The following is a 19,209-nucleotide window of genomic DNA, read 5'->3' as shown; positions in this document are numbered from 1 at the left end:
ATAGTTAGCCTCAGAAGCTAACTATATTAGTAACTTTTGACATTAGATTATTTATCTTGATGCTTAGCTAGGGTTGATTAAGTCAAGTCAGCATTAAGTGATGACACACCGTTTCTAGATGGCACCTTTTGAAGGTAGTTGAGTATCGAATGATGTAATGAGCGGGAAGAAAGGAGCGTTAAGTATACCGCGGGACTATCTGATCAAAATTAAGTTTTACCATGGCTTTGGTGGTGGTGATCCGTCTTAGCCTAAATCAACCGCTTCTATTAGCCTTTTTAATATGCTACAGCACTAGCACTGTAACGACCAACAAGTGAATTTGATGGTCGTTAACATGATGAACTCAACATTCTAACTATTTTATATTTTTCTATATTCAAACTAGCCTATGTCTAGCCAGCGGAGAAGTGTTGGCTTAACTCCTGAATATGCTCAGGGCCAATACCGCAGCAGCCGCCGATTAATGAGGCCCCTTGTGCTTGCCACTTTTGTGCCCAGAGCAGATAGGCGGGCGGGGTCAAATCATCACGCACTTCATTGAGCGTATCATTTGCTGCGGCATTTTTTGGTTGCGGCGGGAAGGCATTAGCATAAGCGCCAAGTTTGATATGCTGCGCTTGTTTTGCTTGTAGGACAGTCTGCGCAACATCTAATGCTTGCTCGATGACATCAGGTTGACAGCAGTTAAAGAGTATTGCCTCGACATCGAGAGCAGCCATTGTTGCCACGGCTTCCTCGACGGTTTCTCCTGAGCGCAGACGTGGTACGTCGATATCCATACTGTCTTCTAAAGTAAAAGCGACCCATAGCGGTTTGTTATCCGTATCTAGCGTATTAAGTAGCTTACGGACAGCGATGGACTCAGCGATTAAACTCTGAGTCTCAGCGAGCCAAAAATCGACATACGGGTTTAAACCTTTGATCAGTGGGGTAGCGATATCTTCTACATGGTCAGCATCAAACAAGTCTGCACGGTAGGAGCCAAACAGTGGTGGAATAGAGCCAGCTATTTTAGTCGCTGCGCCTTCTAGCGTTACTGCTGCACGTGCTACCTCACCTGATGCTGCTGCCAAATCTTGTGCTTGCGCCGCAAAATGTTCCTCGCCAATATGAAAAGGTACTAACGCGTAACTGTTGGTCGTAATAACTGCTGCGCCGCTCTTAATATACGCACGGTGTACATCACGAACGATTTCTGGCGCTTCTATCATTGCCAGTGCTGACCATTCAGGTTGACGAAACGGTGCACCGCGCTTCGCCAGTTCTCGTCCCATGCCACCATCAATAATTGTGGTTGTATTTATTGACATAACGAATCCTTCTTTATTGTGAGTAGACAAACCTGTTGAGGTGCTATTTTTAAAAATAGTGTTATGTAAAGGAGCGAAATACTAGGCGGAATAAGCGTGAGATGCAACCATAGGTTGAACAATGATAACAATTAATCGTGTGGCTGCTTGTCTGTTTAGAAGAGTTATGCCTCAGTTACTAAGGCTGGGTTCTTTTCTTTTCGATGACTTTTATCAGCTTGCTCTGCACTGATGACGCATCAGCAGGCGGCATAGCAACGGCTGTGTTTTTTATAAGCAAGGTATACTCATAATCAGGCTCATAATCAAAACCTTTTATACCACTATATCTATACTGCCAATCTGTTTGACTACCCACTTGGTCAGCTGGCTTGGTTAGGAGGCATGATTGTGGCGCGACGCCTACACAGTCTACTTGATGGTCAGCGACGATGATTTTGCGTAATACATATGGCATGGCATGTACAGTTAGCTGACGCTCACCATCTGGCTTTGACTGCTCGCCTGTTACTTCTATGTCACCTTTAACTTCTATATAGTCACCTATCGCCAATTTTTGCATTTGATAAGCATTCTGCTGACCAAAATTGGCTTTGCTAATAGATGCGGTATAGGACTTTCCATCTTGGTCTACGATAGTAACTTTTTGCTGATTTCTGTCTTGTGAAATAACACCCGTTACTTGACCGATTATCGCTTCAGTACTGCTTGGTTTTAGAGTGTTTATGAACGAGTTGTTGTCTTCAATCTGGCTAATACTTGTTTTATCATTCGAGTTGGTTTGGTTATGACTGCTACACGCAGTTAGAGAAGATGTGGCAATGAGTGCCAAAGTGCAAAATTTAATAAACGACATGATATATCCTTGTTATGATTGATTTAGATACTTGTTTTTAATGCTTCATGAAATGGCTTAAAGCAGTTTTTATTACTGATGTTGAGGCTAGCAGTTTGTTGATATAAATAATGCCTCGCTAATTTATAGTGAGGCATTTTTCATAATTTTAAGGTAGAGCTATATATGCAGTACTCAAGGTGTATTCGTTTTAGGGACTGCTTTAAAGTGAGCTGTTTGGTTGTCATTCGTGACGATTAACACAGGCATGTTATCGCTGTTTTCACCAAAGCTGTATTTGCCTTGTATTGTTGTAACGGCAGCACTATCAAACTTTGCTAAGTGTTCAGGGCAGGCCATTCGAGTACTTCTGATTGCGCTTAGTTCTACCTCGCCATTCGCCAAACTGTATCCCGCGCTCATGTTGTTGCAAGTATTCATAAGGCTCACCATATTGCGGCCTTCAACAGTCATAAAGTCCAGCGTTAATGGTCTTGATGGATCAAAAAATAACGCCTCAACCAAGTCTCCGTTATTAAGCTTGGCATCTATAAGACGCCAGTTATTCGCCTCTAATGTCTCTGTTGTGATTGGTTGTACGGCTGGCTTGGTAGTGTTAGTCGTCGTTTGGCAGCCAGTCGCAAGTGCGCTCATCACAAGCGTGGATGCCATCATTATTTTTGTTGTGTTTTTCATAGTAATCTCTCAAAAAGTAGATAGTTTAATTGTCTAATATTTTTATTTAAAAGTTAGGGTACATGAATGCTAATTATCACAAAGAAGCCATGTAACTACAAGAATGCTTTAATTTTCAAATAAGAAGTATTCAAAGAGGCTATATTAAAAGTATCAATATTCACAGAGTCAGTATTCAAAAAAGCTGAGCTACCGCCTTTTACTAACACGGCTTAATAATAATTAAGTACAAAAAAAGCAGATACCGTTATCAGTATCTGCTTTTTTATTAAAAATCAGTCTATAAGAAAGTTGCTATATCCTAAGTTGTAACAGCTTTCTAGACATTATTAGACCTGAGGCGTAATCAAATACTTCTCACCTGTTGCTTGCTTGCCATAAGCCGCAATTGACTGTAGATGTAATACTTCTGCCAATGACACTTCATGCGTATAGCTGCTTGCAAACGTGGTAGTGATTTCATCAGCCACACGTTGGCGCATTTTTATGACGGTTTTAGTGCCCAGTTTGCCTAGCGCATTGAATAGTAAGAAACCATTTACACCCCAAGAAAAACCAAAGTTACGGTTTAGGGTGATAGGGCCACGGTTTAGTGCGCCGTAGATGTAGGCTTGCTTGAATGTGTTAGAGCCATAGACGCTGTATTCTTCTACATCACGAGTGATCGCGGCTTCCATACAGTTAAGAATATCACTACTTAGCTGACCGCCACCGATAGGGTCAAACGAAATCGTCGCGCCTGTTTCAGCAATCGCTGCTGTTAAGTCAGCAAGGAACGTCTCGCTGCTTGAATTCACCACATATTTTGCGCCCATATCACGCAATAGCGTCTCTTGCTCGTCTCTACGGACGATATTTACCAAGTCTACGCCATCAGCCATACAGATACGGTTTAGCATTTGACCAAGGCTAGAAGCAGCTGCCGCATGTACGATGGCTTTGTGGCCTTCAGCGCGCATGGTTTCGACCATGGCTAGAGCGGTCAGTGGGTTCACAAAAGAAGAGGCGCCTTCTTTGGCTGTGGTACCTTCTTTTAATTCCAAGCAGCTTTGTACATTGACGCAATGATACTGACGATACGTACCACCACCGATGACCGCAACAGTTTTACCCATTAATGCTTGTGCAGCATCAGATGATCCTGCTGCGACGACCGTACCTGCGCCTTCGTTACCGACTGGTGTGTCTTTGCCAACGCGAGTTTTGACAGATGGCATGAACTTAGCTGGCACGTCAGCGGTGATAACTGGGTTTTCGTCTGTACCAGATTGCGCCGCAGTCGACATGTCAGCGACACTAAACAGAACCGCTAAATCAGATGGGTTCAACGGGGCGGCTTCAATACGAACCACGACTTCGTCAGCACCTGGCTGCGGCATATCAATGTCTTGTAAAGCCAAGGTCAGTTTGTTGTCTTCACTGATGGTTGAGGTCAGTTGGGTATTTTTATCAGTCATAAGGTTTGCTCCTGCGAATAGTTAGATTTTTAGACCAATTTCTTTATGGTATTGGTCGTTTTTTAGATTATTGAGTTTTGGTAGTTCTCTTAATGTGGCTAATTTTTATTAGCTCACCTTCTTACATATTATTTAGCGTTGGCGGCTTTAATTTGAGCAGTCACGTGTTGCATGAATTCAGGCATGTTTGCTTGGCTATCTGCCTGAACGCTTTTTGCAATGTCAGTTTCACTCATGGCCTTGTTCCATTCCTTCATGCCTTCCACTTCTGCTAGTAAATCCCACTCAAGCTGAGTCGCTCCAAAAGCGTTGACAATAGTATTGACGTAATGAACGTAAATATCAGCCATGGTGAAGTGCTCGCCTGCAATCCAAGGAGAAAATTTACATAAGCGATTCATAGCAACAATACCGCGGCTTAACACTTGACGTACTTCATCTTTGATGGAATCAGGCGCTTGAGTACCAGAAAATACATAAGGAATCAGGCGACGGCTTGGCAGCTCAAAATACAGCTCTGCTATTTTCATAATTTGACGTACAGCCGCGCGTTCTGCTGCATTGCTTGGATAGAGCGGCTTTTCTGGATATGTTTCCTCAAGGAAGTCACAAATCACGCTCGATTCTGACAGATTAAACCCATCAGGCATTGTGATAGCAGGTACTTTACCCACTGGGCTGACGGTTAATAGATCGTCACTACCCGCGTATAAAAGGTCTTCTTGAAACGGAATACCTTTATACAAAAGTGTGTGTTTAACGATGTTGTAATAGTTGCTTGCTGCAAAACCGTGCAAAGTAATCATAAGTCATTCTTCCATTGTTGACATAAAAGTTATTTTTAATCGTATTTTAATTGCGACGTTCAAGTTAACCACATTATTACTGGTTTTAATGTGGTTATATATAAGGAATAACGTGAATCACTATTGCTTTTAAGACAATAATAAGGCGAAAATACTAAACTATTTACTCAATGGAGAGGTCAGTTGGATCAATTACGTGCCATACGGTATTTTAGCAAAGTCGCCGAGACAGGCAGTTTTACTAAGGCGGCGAGTGCGTTTAAAGTGCCGCCATCGTCATTATCTAGACGAGTATCTGATTTGGAAAAAAGTTTGGGCGCGACATTATTAAAGCGCTCGACCCGAGTCGTAAAGCTGACTGAAGTAGGGCAGGTTTATTACAATGATATGCAGCACATATTGAACCAGCTAGAGCAAAGCAAAGAAACGGTGCGCAGTTACCAAACGACGCCCATGGGCCGCTTGCGAATCAGTTCGATGGTTGGTTTTGGTGAAAAGATACTACTGCCATTGTTAGATGAGTTTGGTAAGTTGTATCCAGAGATTGTATTGGATGTCAGTCTCAGTGATGAACTATCCGCATTAGGGCGTGACGATGTAGATATTGCGATTCGCGGTGGTTATGCACCAAATGAGCGAGTGATTGCTATTAGGCTCATGGACAATGGGTTTATACCGGTTGCGGCGCCCAGTTATCTGAAGGCTTATGGTGCACCTAGTCATGTAATGGAATTAAAAAAACATAAAGGACTGTATTTCAAAGCGCCAAATGGGCCAACGCCTTGGTTATGCCATGTGGACGACCAATGGCATGATGTTTCGGGGCCAGCAGTTGCGATATCAAATAACGGGCCATGGCTGGCCAAAAAAGCTTGTGACGGTGAAGGTATCTTAATGTCTACCCACTGGGCGTTGTCATCGTATCTTGAGTCAGGCGCGTTACAGGAGATTAAATTTGAGCATCCGTTAGCAATCACGCAACATGCTGATATGGCTGTGTATTTGCTGTATCAAAAGCAGCGCTATCTCGTGCCAAAAGTAAAAGCCGCTGTAGACTTTTTGGTTGAGAAAATAAAAGTATGAAGTGAGCGTTGATGTAATGGAAGCGTGCTATCTACAATCGCATTACATTCATATTCACATCAAGGCCTAAGAGGCTTGAGACACAAGAGTCATAGCATATTATGACATGCTACTCATCATATTCATGATTGAAAACAACAGATAACTCGTTGGCCGCCTCTTGCATGACAGGCACATAACTCAGTAGCTCATCCAAAGATTTTCTGACGGTAGGACTATGAGTAAATACCGTGGCGAATGCGGGCTGGTCGCCATTCGGAATCGGGACAGCACAGGCGACCATACCAGGAATAAACTCTTCATTATCTGTCCCTATCTGTGTATTACGTACTTCAGCAATGGACGTCATTAATTGTTTTTTGTCAGTCTGAGTACGAGTCGTGAGCGCCTGTATCGATAGTTTTTCTACAATACGCTCGCACTTATTATCAGCCAACTGCGTCAATAATAATTTACCACTGGCACAGGCCCAGATAGGTACATTGGTTCCAGTAGGTAACTGTATTTGGACAGGCCAGTCAAATATCACACGATCGATATATACCACTTCTAAGTCTTGCAACACCGCAATCCCTACCGACTCACCAATTTTAACGGAAAGCTGTTGTAATATTGCTAATCTTTCTGCTTTAAAAGGACTGTTTTTCCATAAGTCTAAAGCTAAGTCATGTGTTCTTTTTCCGCAGGTTACTTTTCCATGCAAATCTAATTGGACAAATTGAAGTGGTTGTAGCTGATTTAACAATCGGTACATACTAGGTACAGGGATGTCCAATGTTTCTGCTAAATCAATAACTCCCATAGGCTTAGGAGATCTGGCCAATACTTCTACGATTTGTAAAACTCGCTCGACGCTTGAGCCCTTTTTTTTGACATTATTCATAGTTTAATTTGTATCCTTAACTGTGTGTTCAATAAGATCAATCATCATGTTTATCGCATATTTCTGTATTCATATCTTGTCATATCGAAATTGTTCTGATAAGTTACATAACGATAATTATAGTTCTCGATATATGAAATAAAATCATAAATAACTATATCAATATAAAACAGATTATAAACTTTTATCTGCTAAAAATAATAAAACGTAAGAGGTTGTAATCATGTTAGATTTAGCAAATATGTCCCCGATGGAGGTCAGAACGTTAATCAGTAACAATGAACTTAACAAGCCGACGTCTGGCATGTGTAAAGGTCATATACAAGCAAACCTAGTCATAGTGCCCAAAAATTTGGCCTATGATTTTTTATTGTTTGCACAAAGAAACCCAAAATCTTGTCCTGTTTTGGATGTTACTGATGTCGGTAGCGCAGAGCCACGTCTCATGGCAAAAGGCGCAGACTTGAGATCTGATGTCCCAAAGTATCGAGTATATAAATACGGCGAGTTAGTGGCTGAGGTATCAGATTTAAAAGACTATTGGCGAGAGGATTTGGTCTGCTTTCTTTTAGGATGCAGTTTTTCCTTTGAATCTGCCATGCTAAATGCGTCTATTCCTATCAGGCATATCGAAGACAATCATAATGTGCCAATGTATATCACAAACATAGAAACCGAGCCTGCAGGGCAGTTTCATGGAAAAATGGTGGTCAGCATGCGACCGATACCTTATCCATTAATCACTAGAGCCGTCCAAGCCACCTCACGGTTTCCGCAAGTACATGGCGCGCCTGTCCATATCGGAGACCCTAGCGTCATTGGCATAACAGACATTCATACGCCTGATTTTGGTGATGCATCACGCCTAGAGGAGGGTGAAGTACCTGTATTTTGGGCTTGCGGCGTCACGCCTCAAAGTATTGCAATGACCAGTAAGCCAGAACTCATGATCACACATGCTCCGGGATATATGTTTATCTGTGACCCAAAGGATGAAGATTTGGCAGTTTTATAATTTTAATGCCCATACCGCTAAATAAAAAATGCTCAAAAGTAAGACTCTAGCTATATAAATTACATTGCAAGTATCTAAGTATCTATTTTTACATCGCACAAGTTTTTATAAAACATAATTATTCACTCTAATGGAACAGCCAATCATATGAATATTAATTTTACGGATTTAGAAAAGCTGATCAAGATCGCAGAAAATGCTGATATACAATCGCTAGAAGTGACTGATGGTGATGCTCGTATCTCTATCGTTTGTCAGGCCAATGGCAATGAAAGTAACAATCATATTGGCAATACTTCCCACTCGAAAATTTCTCAATCAGACTCACAAACGACAGAATCCCATAATAACATTGCTAATAATAGCAGTGCAGACAACCACTCTATTAATGAAACAATGACCACAGAGGTCGCCAATTCCTCTAGCGCTTCATTACAAGTATTGGCGCCTATGCTTGGTACTTTTTATCTTCGTCCTGAGCCGTCAGCTGAAGTGTTCTTTAAGGTAGGTGATCAGGTAACAGCAGGGCAGACGCTATGTATCATTGAAGCCATGAAGATGATGCATGAGGTAAAGGCAGAAGCTGATGGTACGATTCAAGAGATTCTGATCGATGAAGGTGATGTCGTAGAATATGCACAGCCCTTATTTATTATAGCGCCAGGCAGTTAAAGCTGCTCAATATTGTATGGACGCTGCACAAAAACTGTATTTGACACTATATATTTAAGGGAATAAACATGTTCACAAAAATCTTAATTGCCAATCGTGGCGAGATTGCGCTACGTATCATCCGAGCTTGTAAGCAGCTAGGTATTCAATCTGTCATTGCTCACTCTGAGTCTGATAAAGACTCGTTACCCGTACGCCTAGCCGATGAAGCAGTATGCATCGGACCTGCCAACGCCACCCACAGCTACCTGAATCAAAGAGCGCTGGTTTCTGCGGCAAAAATCACCAATGCGCAGGCCATCCATCCGGGCTATGGTTTTTTGTCTGAAAACGCTGATTTTGCCGCTTTGGTTGAAGACTCAGGTCTCGTGTTTATCGGCCCAACGGCTGACAACATCAGAAATATGGGTGACAAGGTTGAAGCCAAAAAGCAAATGACTATGGCGGGCGTGCCCTGTGTGCCGGGTTCTGATGGCGCTTTGCCTGCTGATTCAGAGCAAGTTATCAAAATGGCGAGTGACGTTGGTTATCCAGTCATTATTAAGGCCGCAAGTGGCGGCGGCGGGCGTGGTATGCGCGTGGTCGAAAAAGAAGCTGATTTGCTCTCTGCTATCTCTATGACGCAAACAGAGGCCAAAGCCAATTTTGGTAGCGATATCGTGTATCTTGAAAAATATCTACAAGCACCTCGCCATGTCGAAGTACAAGTCATGTCCGATACCCATGGTAATGCGATTTATTTAGGTGAGCGTGATTGCTCGATGCAGCGCCGTCATCAAAAAGTCATTGAAGAAGCCCCAGCACCCGGTATTACTGAAGAGCAGCGCCGCACAATCGGTCAAGCCTGTGTTACCGCTTGTGAGCAAATGCAGTATAGAGGCGCAGGTACGTTTGAGTTTTTATACGAAAATGGCGAGTTCTTCTTTATCGAAATGAATACCCGTGTGCAGGTTGAGCACACCATTACTGAGATGGTGACGGGTGTTGATATCGTGCAGGAGCAAATAAGAGTGGCGGCAGGGCTCGCGCTGGCTTACAAGCAAAGCGATATCGCCATTACCGGACATGCCTTTGAATGCCGTATTAATGCTGAAAACGCGCAGACGTTTTTGCCAAATGCTGGACGCATAGACTACTGCCATATGCCAGCAGGATTTGGTATCAGAGTAGATAGCCATGCTGAGTCAAACTATACCGTGCCGCCATCTTATGACAGTTTGATTGCCAAGATCTGTGTACAAGATCGCTCAAGAGAAAAAGCGATAGAAAAAATGCGTGCGGCACTATCGGAGGCGCAAATTATAGGCATTGATACCAATATTGGTTTGCATCAACGTCTGTTTGAAGATGAGGTGTTTTGTCAGGGTCAAATGAGCATTCATTATTTAGAAGAGTGGATACAAGACAATATATAAATCATCTCTTTTCTTACTTATTTATATCTTTCATCTTTACCGAAATAAAAGCCAAATTTAGCTAAAAAGTAATGGAGTGCGTGCTAATGGAACTACAATGGCAAATATGCAGTGAAACCAATCTAGCGCTGTTTTTCCCTAAACCGACCACCTTAGAAAAACAACAAAAATGCTGGGCTTTATCAGACAGTATCCAAAAAATGCCAGAAGTCATCGAAGTGGTGATTGGTATGAATACGCTCAGTGTATTCACCGTACCATTAACTTGGGCTGAGCTGACTGCTTTTAGAGATAAGCTGGCAGAACTGCTCAATGACATCCCTTCAAAAACCATCCAAGGTAAGCACGTCGAGATACCCGTGCATTACGGTGGCAAATATGGCCCCGATCTAGCGGCCATGGCGGATGATCTAAACCTTTCAGTTGAAGCCGTCGTCGATCTACATACTAAAGCCACTTATACCGTTTACTTCATCGGTTTTCAGCCAGGATTTCCTTATCTTGGTGGCTTGTCTGAGTCGCTATACTTCCCAAGGCATGCCATTCCTAGAACCCAAGTGCCAGCAGGCTCAGTGGGTATCGGCGGCGAGCAGACAGGGGTTTATCCTTTTGATTCTCCAGGCGGTTGGCAGCTACTAGGTCAGACGGATACTGCTTTATTTGACTTGACCAAGTCCGCGCCAACGTTGCTGAACGCTGGTGATACCTTGACCTTTACCGCGATTGATATTCATCAATAAGCGGTAAATAAAAGCCACATAAATTCAGAAGATATACAGACAGGTGGTATCGATGAAAATTTTAACAGCAAATGCTCTTGCCAGTATTCAAGATTCGGGACGACTGGGTTACCGAAGCATGGGTGTCGGCAGAAATGGCGTGATGGACAACTGGGCGCTACAAGCCGGTAATGCTTTGATGAAAAACGAGGCAAACGAACCTGCTGTTGAAATAGCCCTCGGTGAGCTAAGCATACAGTTTGAAGAAAGCGTCAGTTTTTGTTTAACAGGCGCTTTATATGAAGCGTATTTAGATGATAAGCGTGTTCCTTGTTATTGGCGTATCAATGCGACTGCTGGGCAGACGCTCAAGCTTTTGCGTCCGTTACAAGGTATGTATACCTATCTATGTGTGCACGGTGGCTTTGATATTGAGCCAGTATTACAGTCAGTCAGCACCAATCTAAAAGCCGAATTTGGCGGGTTCGACGGCCGATATCTAAAAGCCGATGACAGCTTAACGGTAAAAACCGAATCAAACCTGCCTGTGATTGGCGTTGCTCGCATTGCCCCAACCGATGCCATTAGAGTGATAAAGAGTAGCGAATATGATTGCTTCACTGAGTCGTCGCAGCAAGCGTTTGAGGCCCAGCCTTGGAAACTACAAACCAGTAGTAACCGTATGGGCTACCGCCTTGAGGGAGCAACAGCGCTTGAATTTAGTAAGCCCGTAGAAATGAGCTCGCATGGTGTCGATATGGGTATGATTCAGGTGCCACCGCAAGGGCAACCGATTATTTTGATGGCAGATGGGCAGACGACGGGCGGCTATCCAAAAATTGCAACCGTTATCAATGCTGACATAGGTCTGATGGCACAGATTAGGTTTGGCAAAGCCTGCCAGTTCGTCGTTGTGTCATTAGAGCAAGCGTTAAAGGAACAGCAAAAAAGACAACACTATATCGATCAAATAAAGGAGTATGCCAATGAAAATTGATTTAAATGCTGATGTGGCAGAAAGCTGCGGGCAAGATGATAAGTTACTAAAGATAGTCAGCTCAGCCAATGTCTGCTGTGGTCTTCACGCGGGCTCTTATAGCGAGATGCTCGCCACGTTGCAATTGGCCAAAGAAAACAACGTGAGCGTAGGCGCGCATCCTGGTCTAAACGATAGAGAAAACTTTGGCCGTATTCATGAGCCACTGAGCGAATCTGAATATCGTGCTTTGTTAGCATACCAGCTGGGTGCAACCAAAGCGCTTTGTGATTTGGTCGGCGTGACTCTAGACTACGTCAAGCCGCATGGCGCGCTGTACAACCAAGCCGCCATTGATGAGGGTTTATCAGATATTTTGGTCAGTGAAATCAAACGATTTGATCCAAGCCTAAAGGTCATGGGTTTGTCCGGCGGCTATTTGGTTAAATCAGCTAAGAAGCATGGTTTAGAAGCCATATCAGAAGTGTTTGCCGATAGAAACTATGAAAAAGACGGCTCGCTGGTCTCTCGTAGCAAAGACAATGCCTTAATCACCGATACAGATGATGCGGTTAAGCATGTGTTGCAGATGATTACTGAAGGGACGGTCACCAGTGTTTGTGGCCAAACCGTACCCGTAGAAGCACAAAGTATCTGCCTACATGGTGATGGCGAACATGCTATTTTATTTGCACAAGAAATCAAGAAACAACTAGAGCTCAAAGGCATCACTATCTCTGCCAAATAAATATCCGCCCCCTAACAATTAAACAACCTCATACAGAGCAAGGATATTTATGAGTACTCTAAAAAAACACAATACCGCCATTTTAGGTGCGGCCTTTCTGATGGCGACATCAGCGGTAGGGCCAGGGTTTTTGACCCAAACCGCCACATTCACCGAAAGTCTCATGGCAAGTTTCGGTTTTGTTATCTTAATATCTATTATCATGGACATTGGCGTTCAGCTAAACGTTTGGCGCATCGTTGCTGTCTCCAAAAAACGTGCACAGGAAATCGCCAACTTGGTGTTTCCTGGTGTCGGTTATTTGCTCGCTTTCCTGATTATTGCGGGTGGTCTGGCTTTCAATATTGGTAATATTGGCGGGGCTGGACTCGGTATGCAGTCCATGTTCAACATATCACCTATCACGGGTGCATTGATTAGTGGTGTGATTGCCGTTGCTATCTTTTTGGGCCGAGAAACGGGCCCTATGATGGATAAATTTGCTCAGTTAATGGGCTTTATCCTGATTGTGTTGATTATTTATGTGGTCTTTAAGTCTGATCCGCCGCTAGCAGAAGCCGCCAGTAAGACCATCATGCCGGACAAGATTGATGCCGTCGCTATCGTGACACTAGTAGGTGGTACGGTTGGGGGTTATATTACCTTCTCGGGTGCGCATCGCTTATTAGAAGCGGGTGTGAGCGGAGAAGAGAATTTAGGTTCAGTCACCAGAAGCTCAGTTTCGGGTATTTTGATTGCTTCTGTAATCCGCGTATTTTTATTCCTTGCGGTATTAGGTGTGGTGTCTCAAGGCTTTGCATTGGATCCTACCAACCCAGCGATGTCGCCTTTTGAGTATATTTTAGGAAACGCCGGTAAGGTTATTTTTGGTATGGTGATTTGGGCGGCTTCTGTGACCTCGGTGATCGGTGCTGCTTATACCTCTGTGTCCTTTATGACCAACTTTCATCCGTTTATTGAGAAGCACAAACGCTACTTCATTATTGGCTTTATTGTTGTCTCGACACTGGTGTTTGCGACTATCGGTAAACCTGCCCAAGTATTGGTATTGGTTGGTACACTAAATGGCTTGGTATTGCCTATCGCCATGATAATCATCCTGATTGCCGCCTACAGAAAAAATATTGTTGGCAATTATAAGCATCCGATTTGGATTGCAGCATTTGGCTGGTTAATCGCCATCGTTATGAGTATTCTGAGTGCCATGACCATTGCTAAATATCTAGGTATGAGTTAACTGTTAATTTAAGGAGTTTATGATGGATATAGAGCAAATAGCACGTGTGGTCAAAATGGTTGAGAGTAGTCAGTTGCACGAAGTCACGATTGCAGATAATGGTCAATCTATCAAGGTGGTGAATAGTTTAGGCGAGCAGAGTAATGTCAGCGCCAATCCTATAGACACTACAGCTACTCATGAGCCAGAACAGCAGAGTAGTGATGCCGTACAAATATCTGCAACCTATGTAGGGCAGATCTACTTAAGTGAAGACGACACAACAGAAAACCTAGTCAAAGAAGGCGACCATATTCAAAAAGGTCAAACCATCTGCTTTATTGATGAATTGACCCGTTTGCAGCCAGTGATTAGTAATAAAGAAGGTATTGTCATGGCTGTCTTGGTCGAAAGTGGTCAGAATGTTGAATACGGACAGCCTATCTTCGAGTTAGCCCGCAGTTAAAGGTAATTAATGTAGTTTTAGCTAAATCGAAATAAAAAACCCTTTAAGCGACAACTGTTGCTTGAAGGGTTTTTTTACGCTTAATATTAAAAAAGAAGCCAAGCCCATTATATTTTGGCTTCTTTATAGAGGTAGTGATTTGATGATAAAACGCGAGTTTTTAATTAAAACTTATAGTTGATGCCCATGTAAAACGAACGACCCGCGCCAGGTACGCCAGTGCCCCAGTTGGATCCAGTGGTGAGCTCGTTATTGATGCCCATGGTGCTGCCTTGACCCATATAAGACCCGCCCAGTGGCAATGCGTAGTTTTTGTCCAACACATTATCAATACCTGCCTCAACGCTAACCGCATCCCATTGGTAGCCAGTGCTCAGATTCAATAAACCGTAACCTGCGGTTTTAACCTCATTACGCGGCGTTGATACTTTATTTTTAGCGGCTACAGCAACCACTTCAACTTGGTTTTTCCAGTTGTTGTTTTCGTGATTGAGCGCAATACTGGCATTGAGTGGCATGATATTGTAAAGATGAGAACCTGTATCTTTGTTTTTGCCATTGGTGTAGCTCAGTGATCCAGCCAGTCCCCAATCACCCCAAGCGTTCGATGCTAAGTCGCGGTCCGCTATGATATCGATGCCGTATATTCTGGCATCTTGGTTGGTATAACGCATCACGTTATATTGATTGGCGGTCTGAGTGGTTGCGGCAGTATTGTTTGTTGAATCCCACTGTACGGCATCAACGTAATCATCGATGTGCGAGTAATAAGGCGTTGCTTTTATGCCCCAGTTATCATCGGCACCGCGCCAGTCAAATGTCATGGATAGCGTATTAGATTTTTCAGGTTTTAGATCAGGATCACCGAAATAGCCATTACCATCACCCACAGTGTTATTCATGATAGAGGCCATGCCCCATGTCGACCATGTATACCGCTCGTATAGGCTAGGGGTGCGCTCTTTGTGTGAAGCCCCAAATTCGATAGAGCTGTTGTCGCTCATATCGTAGCGCGCAATGGCAGTGGCGTCGACATTATTGTCAGTGGTGCTACGGTCACTGGCATTAAAGATGGCGCTATCGCGGCCTTGGTTGGTCATCATCATTGAATTGTAGCCACTGACCTCATCAGCACTGGTGCGTACGTTTTCATAACGAGCGCCTAGCTGTGTGTTCCACTTTGGTGCTATTTGTTTTTCCCACTCAGCATAAACACCGATACGTTCGCGTTCGCCATTATTGATATTTTGAAACTCATTAGGCCCCATCATGCCAGTACCAGAGGCGGGCCATAAGTCATCGAGTGTATAGTCTTGATACTCGGCGCCTAGGGTCACCGTACCTTGGTCAGTTAAATCAACGATACCCTTCAGGTTAGCACCGATGGTTTCACTGTCGGTATACATCGGCATGCCAGCAGCGGTGCCATATAAGAACTGTTTGTCCTCACCAAAGTTCATATAGTGTTCGACGTCTTCGTGGTAAGCCTGTGCTTCTAACTGACCCCAGTTTAACTCACCTTTATAGCGCAGGTTCACTCTGTCGAGCTGGTTGTCTAGCATGTCCATACGCTGGTTTGGGTACAGCTCTTCTGGCACGTGTTGCCATAGATAGGTACCTTGTAGCAGATGATCTCCATTTTGATAAGCCACATCGACAGACTGAGTCTGGCTTTCAAAAGCCGTCGAGCCAACTTCATCTTTTGCCAAGCTTTGACCGCTGCCACTCGCATCAGTATAAGCTTTAAAGTCACCACCAGCATCGTAATTGTCTGATTTTGCATAGCTGCCTTTATACGACAGGCTTAATGCGTCATTAGCGATGGTGGTTTCAACGTTGGCGCCGTAGCCATTGCCGTTGCTGCGATAGAACGCACCCACTTCACCTGAGGTAACGACCGTACTGTCTTCTGAAAACGTTGGCTCTGCTGATTCTACGACAATGGTGCCACCGATACTATTACCACCGACACTCACGGGTGTGACGCCTGCATAGACAGTGGTTTCTTCGACCGCGCTCGGTGATATATAGGACAGGGGTGAGTTCATGCTGTTTGGACAAGAGGCGATTGAGTCGACACCATCTACTAAGATGCGCAGACGGTTATCAGCCAGCCCTCTAATCACTGGTAGGTTTGAGATGCCACCTGCACTTTGCACATTAATACCAGGGATTTTGGTTAATATGGTTGCAGTATCGCTGGTCGCTACTTGTTTATTGTTGATATCATGTTGATTAAGCGTCGCAGAGGTACCTAGACTATTGGCGCCTGACGCGCTTGCCTCCACGGTAATAGCTGGCAGGTAAGCCATTGGTATATCATCATTAGAATGATCTTCGCCATTGTGAGCGTATGCGCTACTGATTTGAAACACCGCTACTGCCAAAACGCTAAGTCTTAATGCAGGTGCCGTACTTTTTGATAGATGTTGCATAGTATTATGTCCTGAAAACTTTGAAAAACACGTGATAAAGGGGATTGTATTTTCGGTTATCAGTCATAGCGGTGATTCAACATTTTTATGTTCGATGCTTCTGCGTTTGATATCTGAAATAAAGTATCGACCGCACGAAGCCGACAATCAAACATCGAAAGTTGAATGCCTATAGTAATGACTGATTATGTTTGCAGGATAGGAGGCGGTGCACGTGATAACGGCCGAACGAAGCTAGCGACATAAGAACTCGCTTCATCGGATCTTATGGCCATTATGGTAGTGATAGGCTCAATGAGAGAGGGCTTGTTTAACTTGATAAGAGTGGGTAATAGAGCTGCAGACATAGTCGTACAGATACTGCAGCGACTGTGATGTCCGTTGTTAGACTCAGAGCTTTGAATACTAACCTGATGTTGTAAATTTGGTGATGTCGCTGGTGCAACAGTGACGTCGATAGCCCTCGACTCTGTGTCAGCTACTGTGGATGGCGATTCAGAAGTAAATGTGTCATAAAAATATAACTGATGGGCAGCACTATCATGAGGTGATGTGCGATTGGTTTGAGCAATATCGGCTTTGATTCGCTCATACTGTTCAACCGCAGAGATGATGGGCGCCAGCTCAACATGCAAATTATGACTTAAATGAGTGTGATGTTGATTATCAACATCATCAATACTGCTATCCCATAGCGTGGCTAAAAATGGCGACGCATGTATCAACCATGCAAAACAAGCAAGCAACATGCCCGTCCACATCACCCTTGCCGACAGTGCGGTGCGGCGTCGTACAATGTGAGTGCGTTTTGAGGTCATGGCGGATTCATCACATAAATCTTGCACAGGAAGTATTGATCTGAATCGAACAGATATTGATACGTTATGATAAGTTAACTTAACAAAACTTATTAACAATACTATTGTAAGTTAATTGACTTACTTTATACAAGTGGCATGTTCTCAAAACTATGCGGAGATGTCATATACAAAGGTATAGCTGATATATTTGCTCTATTTGACTTGTCCAAGATCCTCCAAGATAGCGCAATCTGCATTATCATCGCTTACGCAATATTTTATCGCTAACTCTGTGAAAACTGAATTTTTTACGAAAATCGTGGTTTAATAAGGTGTTGAACAAGGGTAAATAACAACTAGTATGTTACTTCGTTGCTAATTTTTACTAACTGATATTTGCCTATCATTTGGACATTAGAGGGCTTGGGATGGATCTATTTACCCCTGTAGTTGAGGAACACTTGCAACATAAAAACTTTAGCTCAATTCTCATTCCTCACAGTAAGGCGGAAAGAGATCTCTTGGAAGAGTGGGCTGATGGATTTGTTGATCGAGATGGGAAGTTAGTAAAGGAATTCCAAACAACTTTTAATTCTAGTTTTTGGGAAATTTATCTCTTCTCTGTATTTAAGTATTATGGTTTTTCTGTAGATTGGAGCTCACCAACTCCTGACTTTTCAGTATCAGATGGAAAATCGGAAATCATTATTGAGGCGGTAACAGCTAACTCTGCTCAAGGAAAGCCTAATGAGTGGGACAAAACCTTTGGTAAAGAAGAAATGGAAGCTCTTCGTCGCTTTAAGAAGCTGAATACTGAAGCAATAATTAGGCTATCTAATTCAATTTTTAGCAAAGCACAGTTATACGACAAAAAATATCGAAAATTAGATCATGTCAAAGGTAAGCCATTTGTCTTAGCCGTTGCTCCATTTGAACAACCTCACTTTAACCTCCAATATGATCGACCAATTAAAGCTTTGCTTTATGACGATTATGTAGATGAGGATGCGTATCTAGATAATCCTGATAAATTTCCACACGGCCCTCCAAGGGTAAACCTAGGGTTTGTTGAAAAAGATAATGGTACAGAAATTCAACTTGGGCTTTTCAATAATCCTTCTATGTCTGAAGTTAGCGCTATTGTTTTTAGTTGTGTTGCTACTTGGGGAAAGTTATGCGCGATGAGCGAAAACCCTATTAATGAGGCTATGGTCAGCTCTATTTGGGGCACTCCACCTAACGGAATACCAGAAATGCAAAATTGCTTTTCAGGTGATCATAATGAAACTGTCTCCGATGGTTTGCAAGTATTTCACAACCCGTATGCTAAACATCCTCTTGATCCAAGCTTTTTCCGTTCAGAAAGAGTTGTTCAGTTATATTTTGATAAAATTACTGAGAAATGGATCCGTGAAGGTGATCAAAATTGTTTACACTTTCGTCAAGTGATTAACTACCCTAGAGTGAAATAAACTCTCGAATAAGATTACCGCAATCTTCTCATGGCACGTAGGTGTTAGTCGGCTGCCAGCGACAACCTGACATTGATATTGTTATTGACCAAATGTAATAGCTAGTCAATTGGGTAAACTACTGTTTTTTCGCAAAGGGGTTGACTATAATCACTCAAACAATCAAAATGAACACGGACCTATCGTCTAATTTGGTAAGACA

The 19,209-nt window shown here is 43.2% G+C and carries 18 protein-coding genes; 10 read left to right on the top strand and 8 right to left on the bottom strand.

The window, feature by feature from the left end; translation table 11 throughout:
• Positions 1-395: 395 nt before the first annotated feature.
• From ACT3QN_RS06275 to ACT3QN_RS06255, 5 genes are all read right to left on the bottom strand, one after another.
• Positions 396-1,313: a homocysteine S-methyltransferase family protein gene (locus ACT3QN_RS06275; protein WP_444523624.1), complete on the bottom strand. Its 918-nt coding sequence runs from the start codon at positions 1,311-1,313 to the stop codon at positions 396-398.
• Positions 1,314-1,491: 178 nt separating this feature from the next.
• The gene (locus ACT3QN_RS06270; RefSeq protein ID WP_444519810.1) at positions 1,492-2,169 is read right to left on the bottom strand and encodes a DUF4377 domain-containing protein; all 678 of its coding nucleotides are present in this window, start codon (positions 2,167-2,169) and stop codon (positions 1,492-1,494) included.
• Positions 2,170-2,343: 174 nt separating this feature from the next.
• Entirely contained in the window at positions 2,344-2,844 is a 501-nt protein-coding gene (locus ACT3QN_RS06265) for an META domain-containing protein (RefSeq protein ID WP_444519811.1), read from the bottom strand.
• Positions 2,845-3,173: 329 nt separating this feature from the next.
• Complete coding sequence (locus ACT3QN_RS06260) at positions 3,174-4,301, bottom strand: zinc-binding dehydrogenase (RefSeq protein ID WP_444523623.1); 1,128 nt, start codon at positions 4,299-4,301, stop codon at positions 3,174-3,176.
• A gap of 128 nt (positions 4,302-4,429) precedes the next feature.
• Positions 4,430-5,107, bottom strand: coding sequence for a glutathione S-transferase family protein (locus ACT3QN_RS06255; protein ID WP_444523622.1), 678 nt, complete (start codon positions 5,105-5,107; stop codon positions 4,430-4,432).
• A gap of 183 nt (positions 5,108-5,290) precedes the next feature.
• On the opposite strand from ACT3QN_RS06255, the gene ACT3QN_RS06250 reads away from it, so the two are divergent.
• A complete protein-coding gene (locus ACT3QN_RS06250; protein ID WP_444523621.1) occupies positions 5,291-6,190 on the top strand; it encodes a LysR family transcriptional regulator in 900 nt (299 codons plus the stop codon).
• Positions 6,191-6,299: 109 nt separating this feature from the next.
• Here ACT3QN_RS06250 and ACT3QN_RS06245 read toward each other — a convergent pair whose 3' ends face one another.
• Positions 6,300-7,073, bottom strand: a complete 774-nt coding sequence (locus ACT3QN_RS06245) for an IclR family transcriptional regulator (RefSeq protein WP_444523620.1) — start codon at positions 7,071-7,073, stop codon at positions 6,300-6,302.
• Positions 7,074-7,296: 223 nt separating this feature from the next.
• Here ACT3QN_RS06245 and ACT3QN_RS06240 point away from each other — a divergent pair, with 223 nt between their 5' ends.
• The 8 genes from ACT3QN_RS06240 (at position 7,297) to ACT3QN_RS06205 (ending at position 14,300) form a co-directional block, all read left to right on the top strand.
• Complete coding sequence (locus tag ACT3QN_RS06240; protein ID WP_444523619.1) at positions 7,297-8,088, top strand: putative hydro-lyase; 792 nt, start codon at positions 7,297-7,299, stop codon at positions 8,086-8,088.
• Positions 8,089-8,235: 147 nt separating this feature from the next.
• Positions 8,236-8,760, top strand: coding sequence for an acetyl-CoA carboxylase biotin carboxyl carrier protein (gene accB / locus ACT3QN_RS06235; RefSeq protein WP_444523618.1), 525 nt, complete (start codon positions 8,236-8,238; stop codon positions 8,758-8,760).
• Between the two features lie 68 nt (positions 8,761-8,828).
• On the top strand, positions 8,829-10,175 hold the full coding sequence (gene accC / locus ACT3QN_RS06230) for an acetyl-CoA carboxylase biotin carboxylase subunit (protein ID WP_444523617.1): 1,347 nt from the start codon (positions 8,829-8,831) through the stop codon (positions 10,173-10,175).
• Between the two features lie 86 nt (positions 10,176-10,261).
• On the top strand, positions 10,262-10,915 hold the full coding sequence (pxpB, locus tag ACT3QN_RS06225) for a 5-oxoprolinase subunit PxpB (protein ID WP_444523616.1): 654 nt from the start codon (positions 10,262-10,264) through the stop codon (positions 10,913-10,915).
• 52 nt (positions 10,916-10,967) lie between these two features.
• Positions 10,968-11,891, top strand: coding sequence for a biotin-dependent carboxyltransferase family protein (locus tag ACT3QN_RS06220; protein WP_444523615.1), 924 nt, complete (start codon positions 10,968-10,970; stop codon positions 11,889-11,891).
• Positions 11,881-12,618: a 5-oxoprolinase subunit PxpA gene (gene pxpA / locus ACT3QN_RS06215; protein ID WP_444523614.1), complete on the top strand. Its 738-nt coding sequence runs from the start codon at positions 11,881-11,883 to the stop codon at positions 12,616-12,618. Before ACT3QN_RS06220 ends, pxpA begins: the two co-directional genes overlap by 11 nt.
• A 49-nt stretch (positions 12,619-12,667) precedes the next feature.
• The gene (locus tag ACT3QN_RS06210; RefSeq protein ID WP_444523613.1) at positions 12,668-13,855 is read left to right on the top strand and encodes an NRAMP family divalent metal transporter; all 1,188 of its coding nucleotides are present in this window, start codon (positions 12,668-12,670) and stop codon (positions 13,853-13,855) included.
• 19 nt (positions 13,856-13,874) lie between these two features.
• The gene (locus tag ACT3QN_RS06205) at positions 13,875-14,300 is read left to right on the top strand and encodes an acetyl-CoA carboxylase biotin carboxyl carrier protein (protein WP_444523612.1); all 426 of its coding nucleotides are present in this window, start codon (positions 13,875-13,877) and stop codon (positions 14,298-14,300) included.
• A 164-nt stretch (positions 14,301-14,464) separates the two neighbouring features.
• Here the strand turns inward: ACT3QN_RS06205 and ACT3QN_RS06200 are convergent, their stop codons facing one another.
• Positions 14,465-16,735 carry a TonB-dependent receptor gene (locus ACT3QN_RS06200; RefSeq protein ID WP_444523611.1) on the bottom strand — a complete coding sequence of 757 codons (2,271 nt, stop codon included), beginning with the start codon at positions 16,733-16,735 and terminating at the stop codon, positions 14,465-14,467.
• 185 nt (positions 16,736-16,920) lie between these two features.
• Positions 16,921-17,553 carry a hypothetical protein gene (locus tag ACT3QN_RS06195; RefSeq protein ID WP_444523610.1) on the bottom strand — a complete coding sequence of 211 codons (633 nt, stop codon included), beginning with the start codon at positions 17,551-17,553 and terminating at the stop codon, positions 16,921-16,923.
• Between the two features lie 410 nt (positions 17,554-17,963).
• On the opposite strand from ACT3QN_RS06195, the gene ACT3QN_RS06190 reads away from it, so the two are divergent.
• Positions 17,964-19,007: a hypothetical protein gene (locus ACT3QN_RS06190; protein WP_444523609.1), complete on the top strand. Its 1,044-nt coding sequence runs from the start codon at positions 17,964-17,966 to the stop codon at positions 19,005-19,007.
• Positions 19,008-19,209 lie beyond the last annotated feature (202 nt).

Source organism: Psychrobacter sp. AOP7-C1-14 (assembly GCF_052376135.1).
In the GTDB taxonomy this organism is placed as follows: Bacteria; Pseudomonadota; Gammaproteobacteria; order Pseudomonadales; family Moraxellaceae; genus Psychrobacter.
This window is presented reverse-complemented; position numbering and strand designations above follow the sequence as displayed.

Bases quoted from the DNA above. Each gene is read 5' to 3' on its own strand.
- pxpB (WP_444523616.1), top strand. From the start codon at position 10,262: ATGGAACTACAATGGCAAATATGCAGTGAAACCAATCTAGCGCTGTTT.
- pxpA (WP_444523614.1), top strand. From the start codon at position 11,881: ATGAAAATTGATTTAAATGCTGATGTGGCAGAAAGCTGCGGGCAAGAT.
- ACT3QN_RS06205 (WP_444523612.1), top strand. From the start codon at position 13,875: ATGATGGATATAGAGCAAATAGCACGTGTGGTCAAAATGGTTGAGAGT.
- ACT3QN_RS06275 (WP_444523624.1), bottom strand. From the start codon at position 1,313: ATGTCAATAAATACAACCACAATTATTGATGGTGGCATGGGACGAGAA.
- accB (WP_444523618.1), top strand. From the start codon at position 8,236: ATGAATATTAATTTTACGGATTTAGAAAAGCTGATCAAGATCGCAGAA.
- ACT3QN_RS06255 (WP_444523622.1), bottom strand. From the start codon at position 5,107: ATGATTACTTTGCACGGTTTTGCAGCAAGCAACTATTACAACATCGTT.
- ACT3QN_RS06200 (WP_444523611.1), bottom strand. From the start codon at position 16,735: ATGCAACATCTATCAAAAAGTACGGCACCTGCATTAAGACTTAGCGTT.
- ACT3QN_RS06220 (WP_444523615.1), top strand. From the start codon at position 10,968: ATGAAAATTTTAACAGCAAATGCTCTTGCCAGTATTCAAGATTCGGGA.
- ACT3QN_RS06245 (WP_444523620.1), bottom strand. From the start codon at position 7,073: ATGAATAATGTCAAAAAAAAGGGCTCAAGCGTCGAGCGAGTTTTACAA.
- ACT3QN_RS06265 (WP_444519811.1), bottom strand. From the start codon at position 2,844: ATGAAAAACACAACAAAAATAATGATGGCATCCACGCTTGTGATGAGC.
- ACT3QN_RS06210 (WP_444523613.1), top strand. From the start codon at position 12,668: ATGAGTACTCTAAAAAAACACAATACCGCCATTTTAGGTGCGGCCTTT.
- ACT3QN_RS06190 (WP_444523609.1), top strand. From the start codon at position 17,964: ATGGATCTATTTACCCCTGTAGTTGAGGAACACTTGCAACATAAAAAC.
- ACT3QN_RS06260 (WP_444523623.1), bottom strand. From the start codon at position 4,301: ATGACTGATAAAAATACCCAACTGACCTCAACCATCAGTGAAGACAAC.
- ACT3QN_RS06240 (WP_444523619.1), top strand. From the start codon at position 7,297: ATGTTAGATTTAGCAAATATGTCCCCGATGGAGGTCAGAACGTTAATC.
- ACT3QN_RS06195 (WP_444523610.1), bottom strand. From the start codon at position 17,553: ATGACCTCAAAACGCACTCACATTGTACGACGCCGCACCGCACTGTCG.
- accC (WP_444523617.1), top strand. From the start codon at position 8,829: ATGTTCACAAAAATCTTAATTGCCAATCGTGGCGAGATTGCGCTACGT.
- ACT3QN_RS06270 (WP_444519810.1), bottom strand. From the start codon at position 2,169: ATGTCGTTTATTAAATTTTGCACTTTGGCACTCATTGCCACATCTTCT.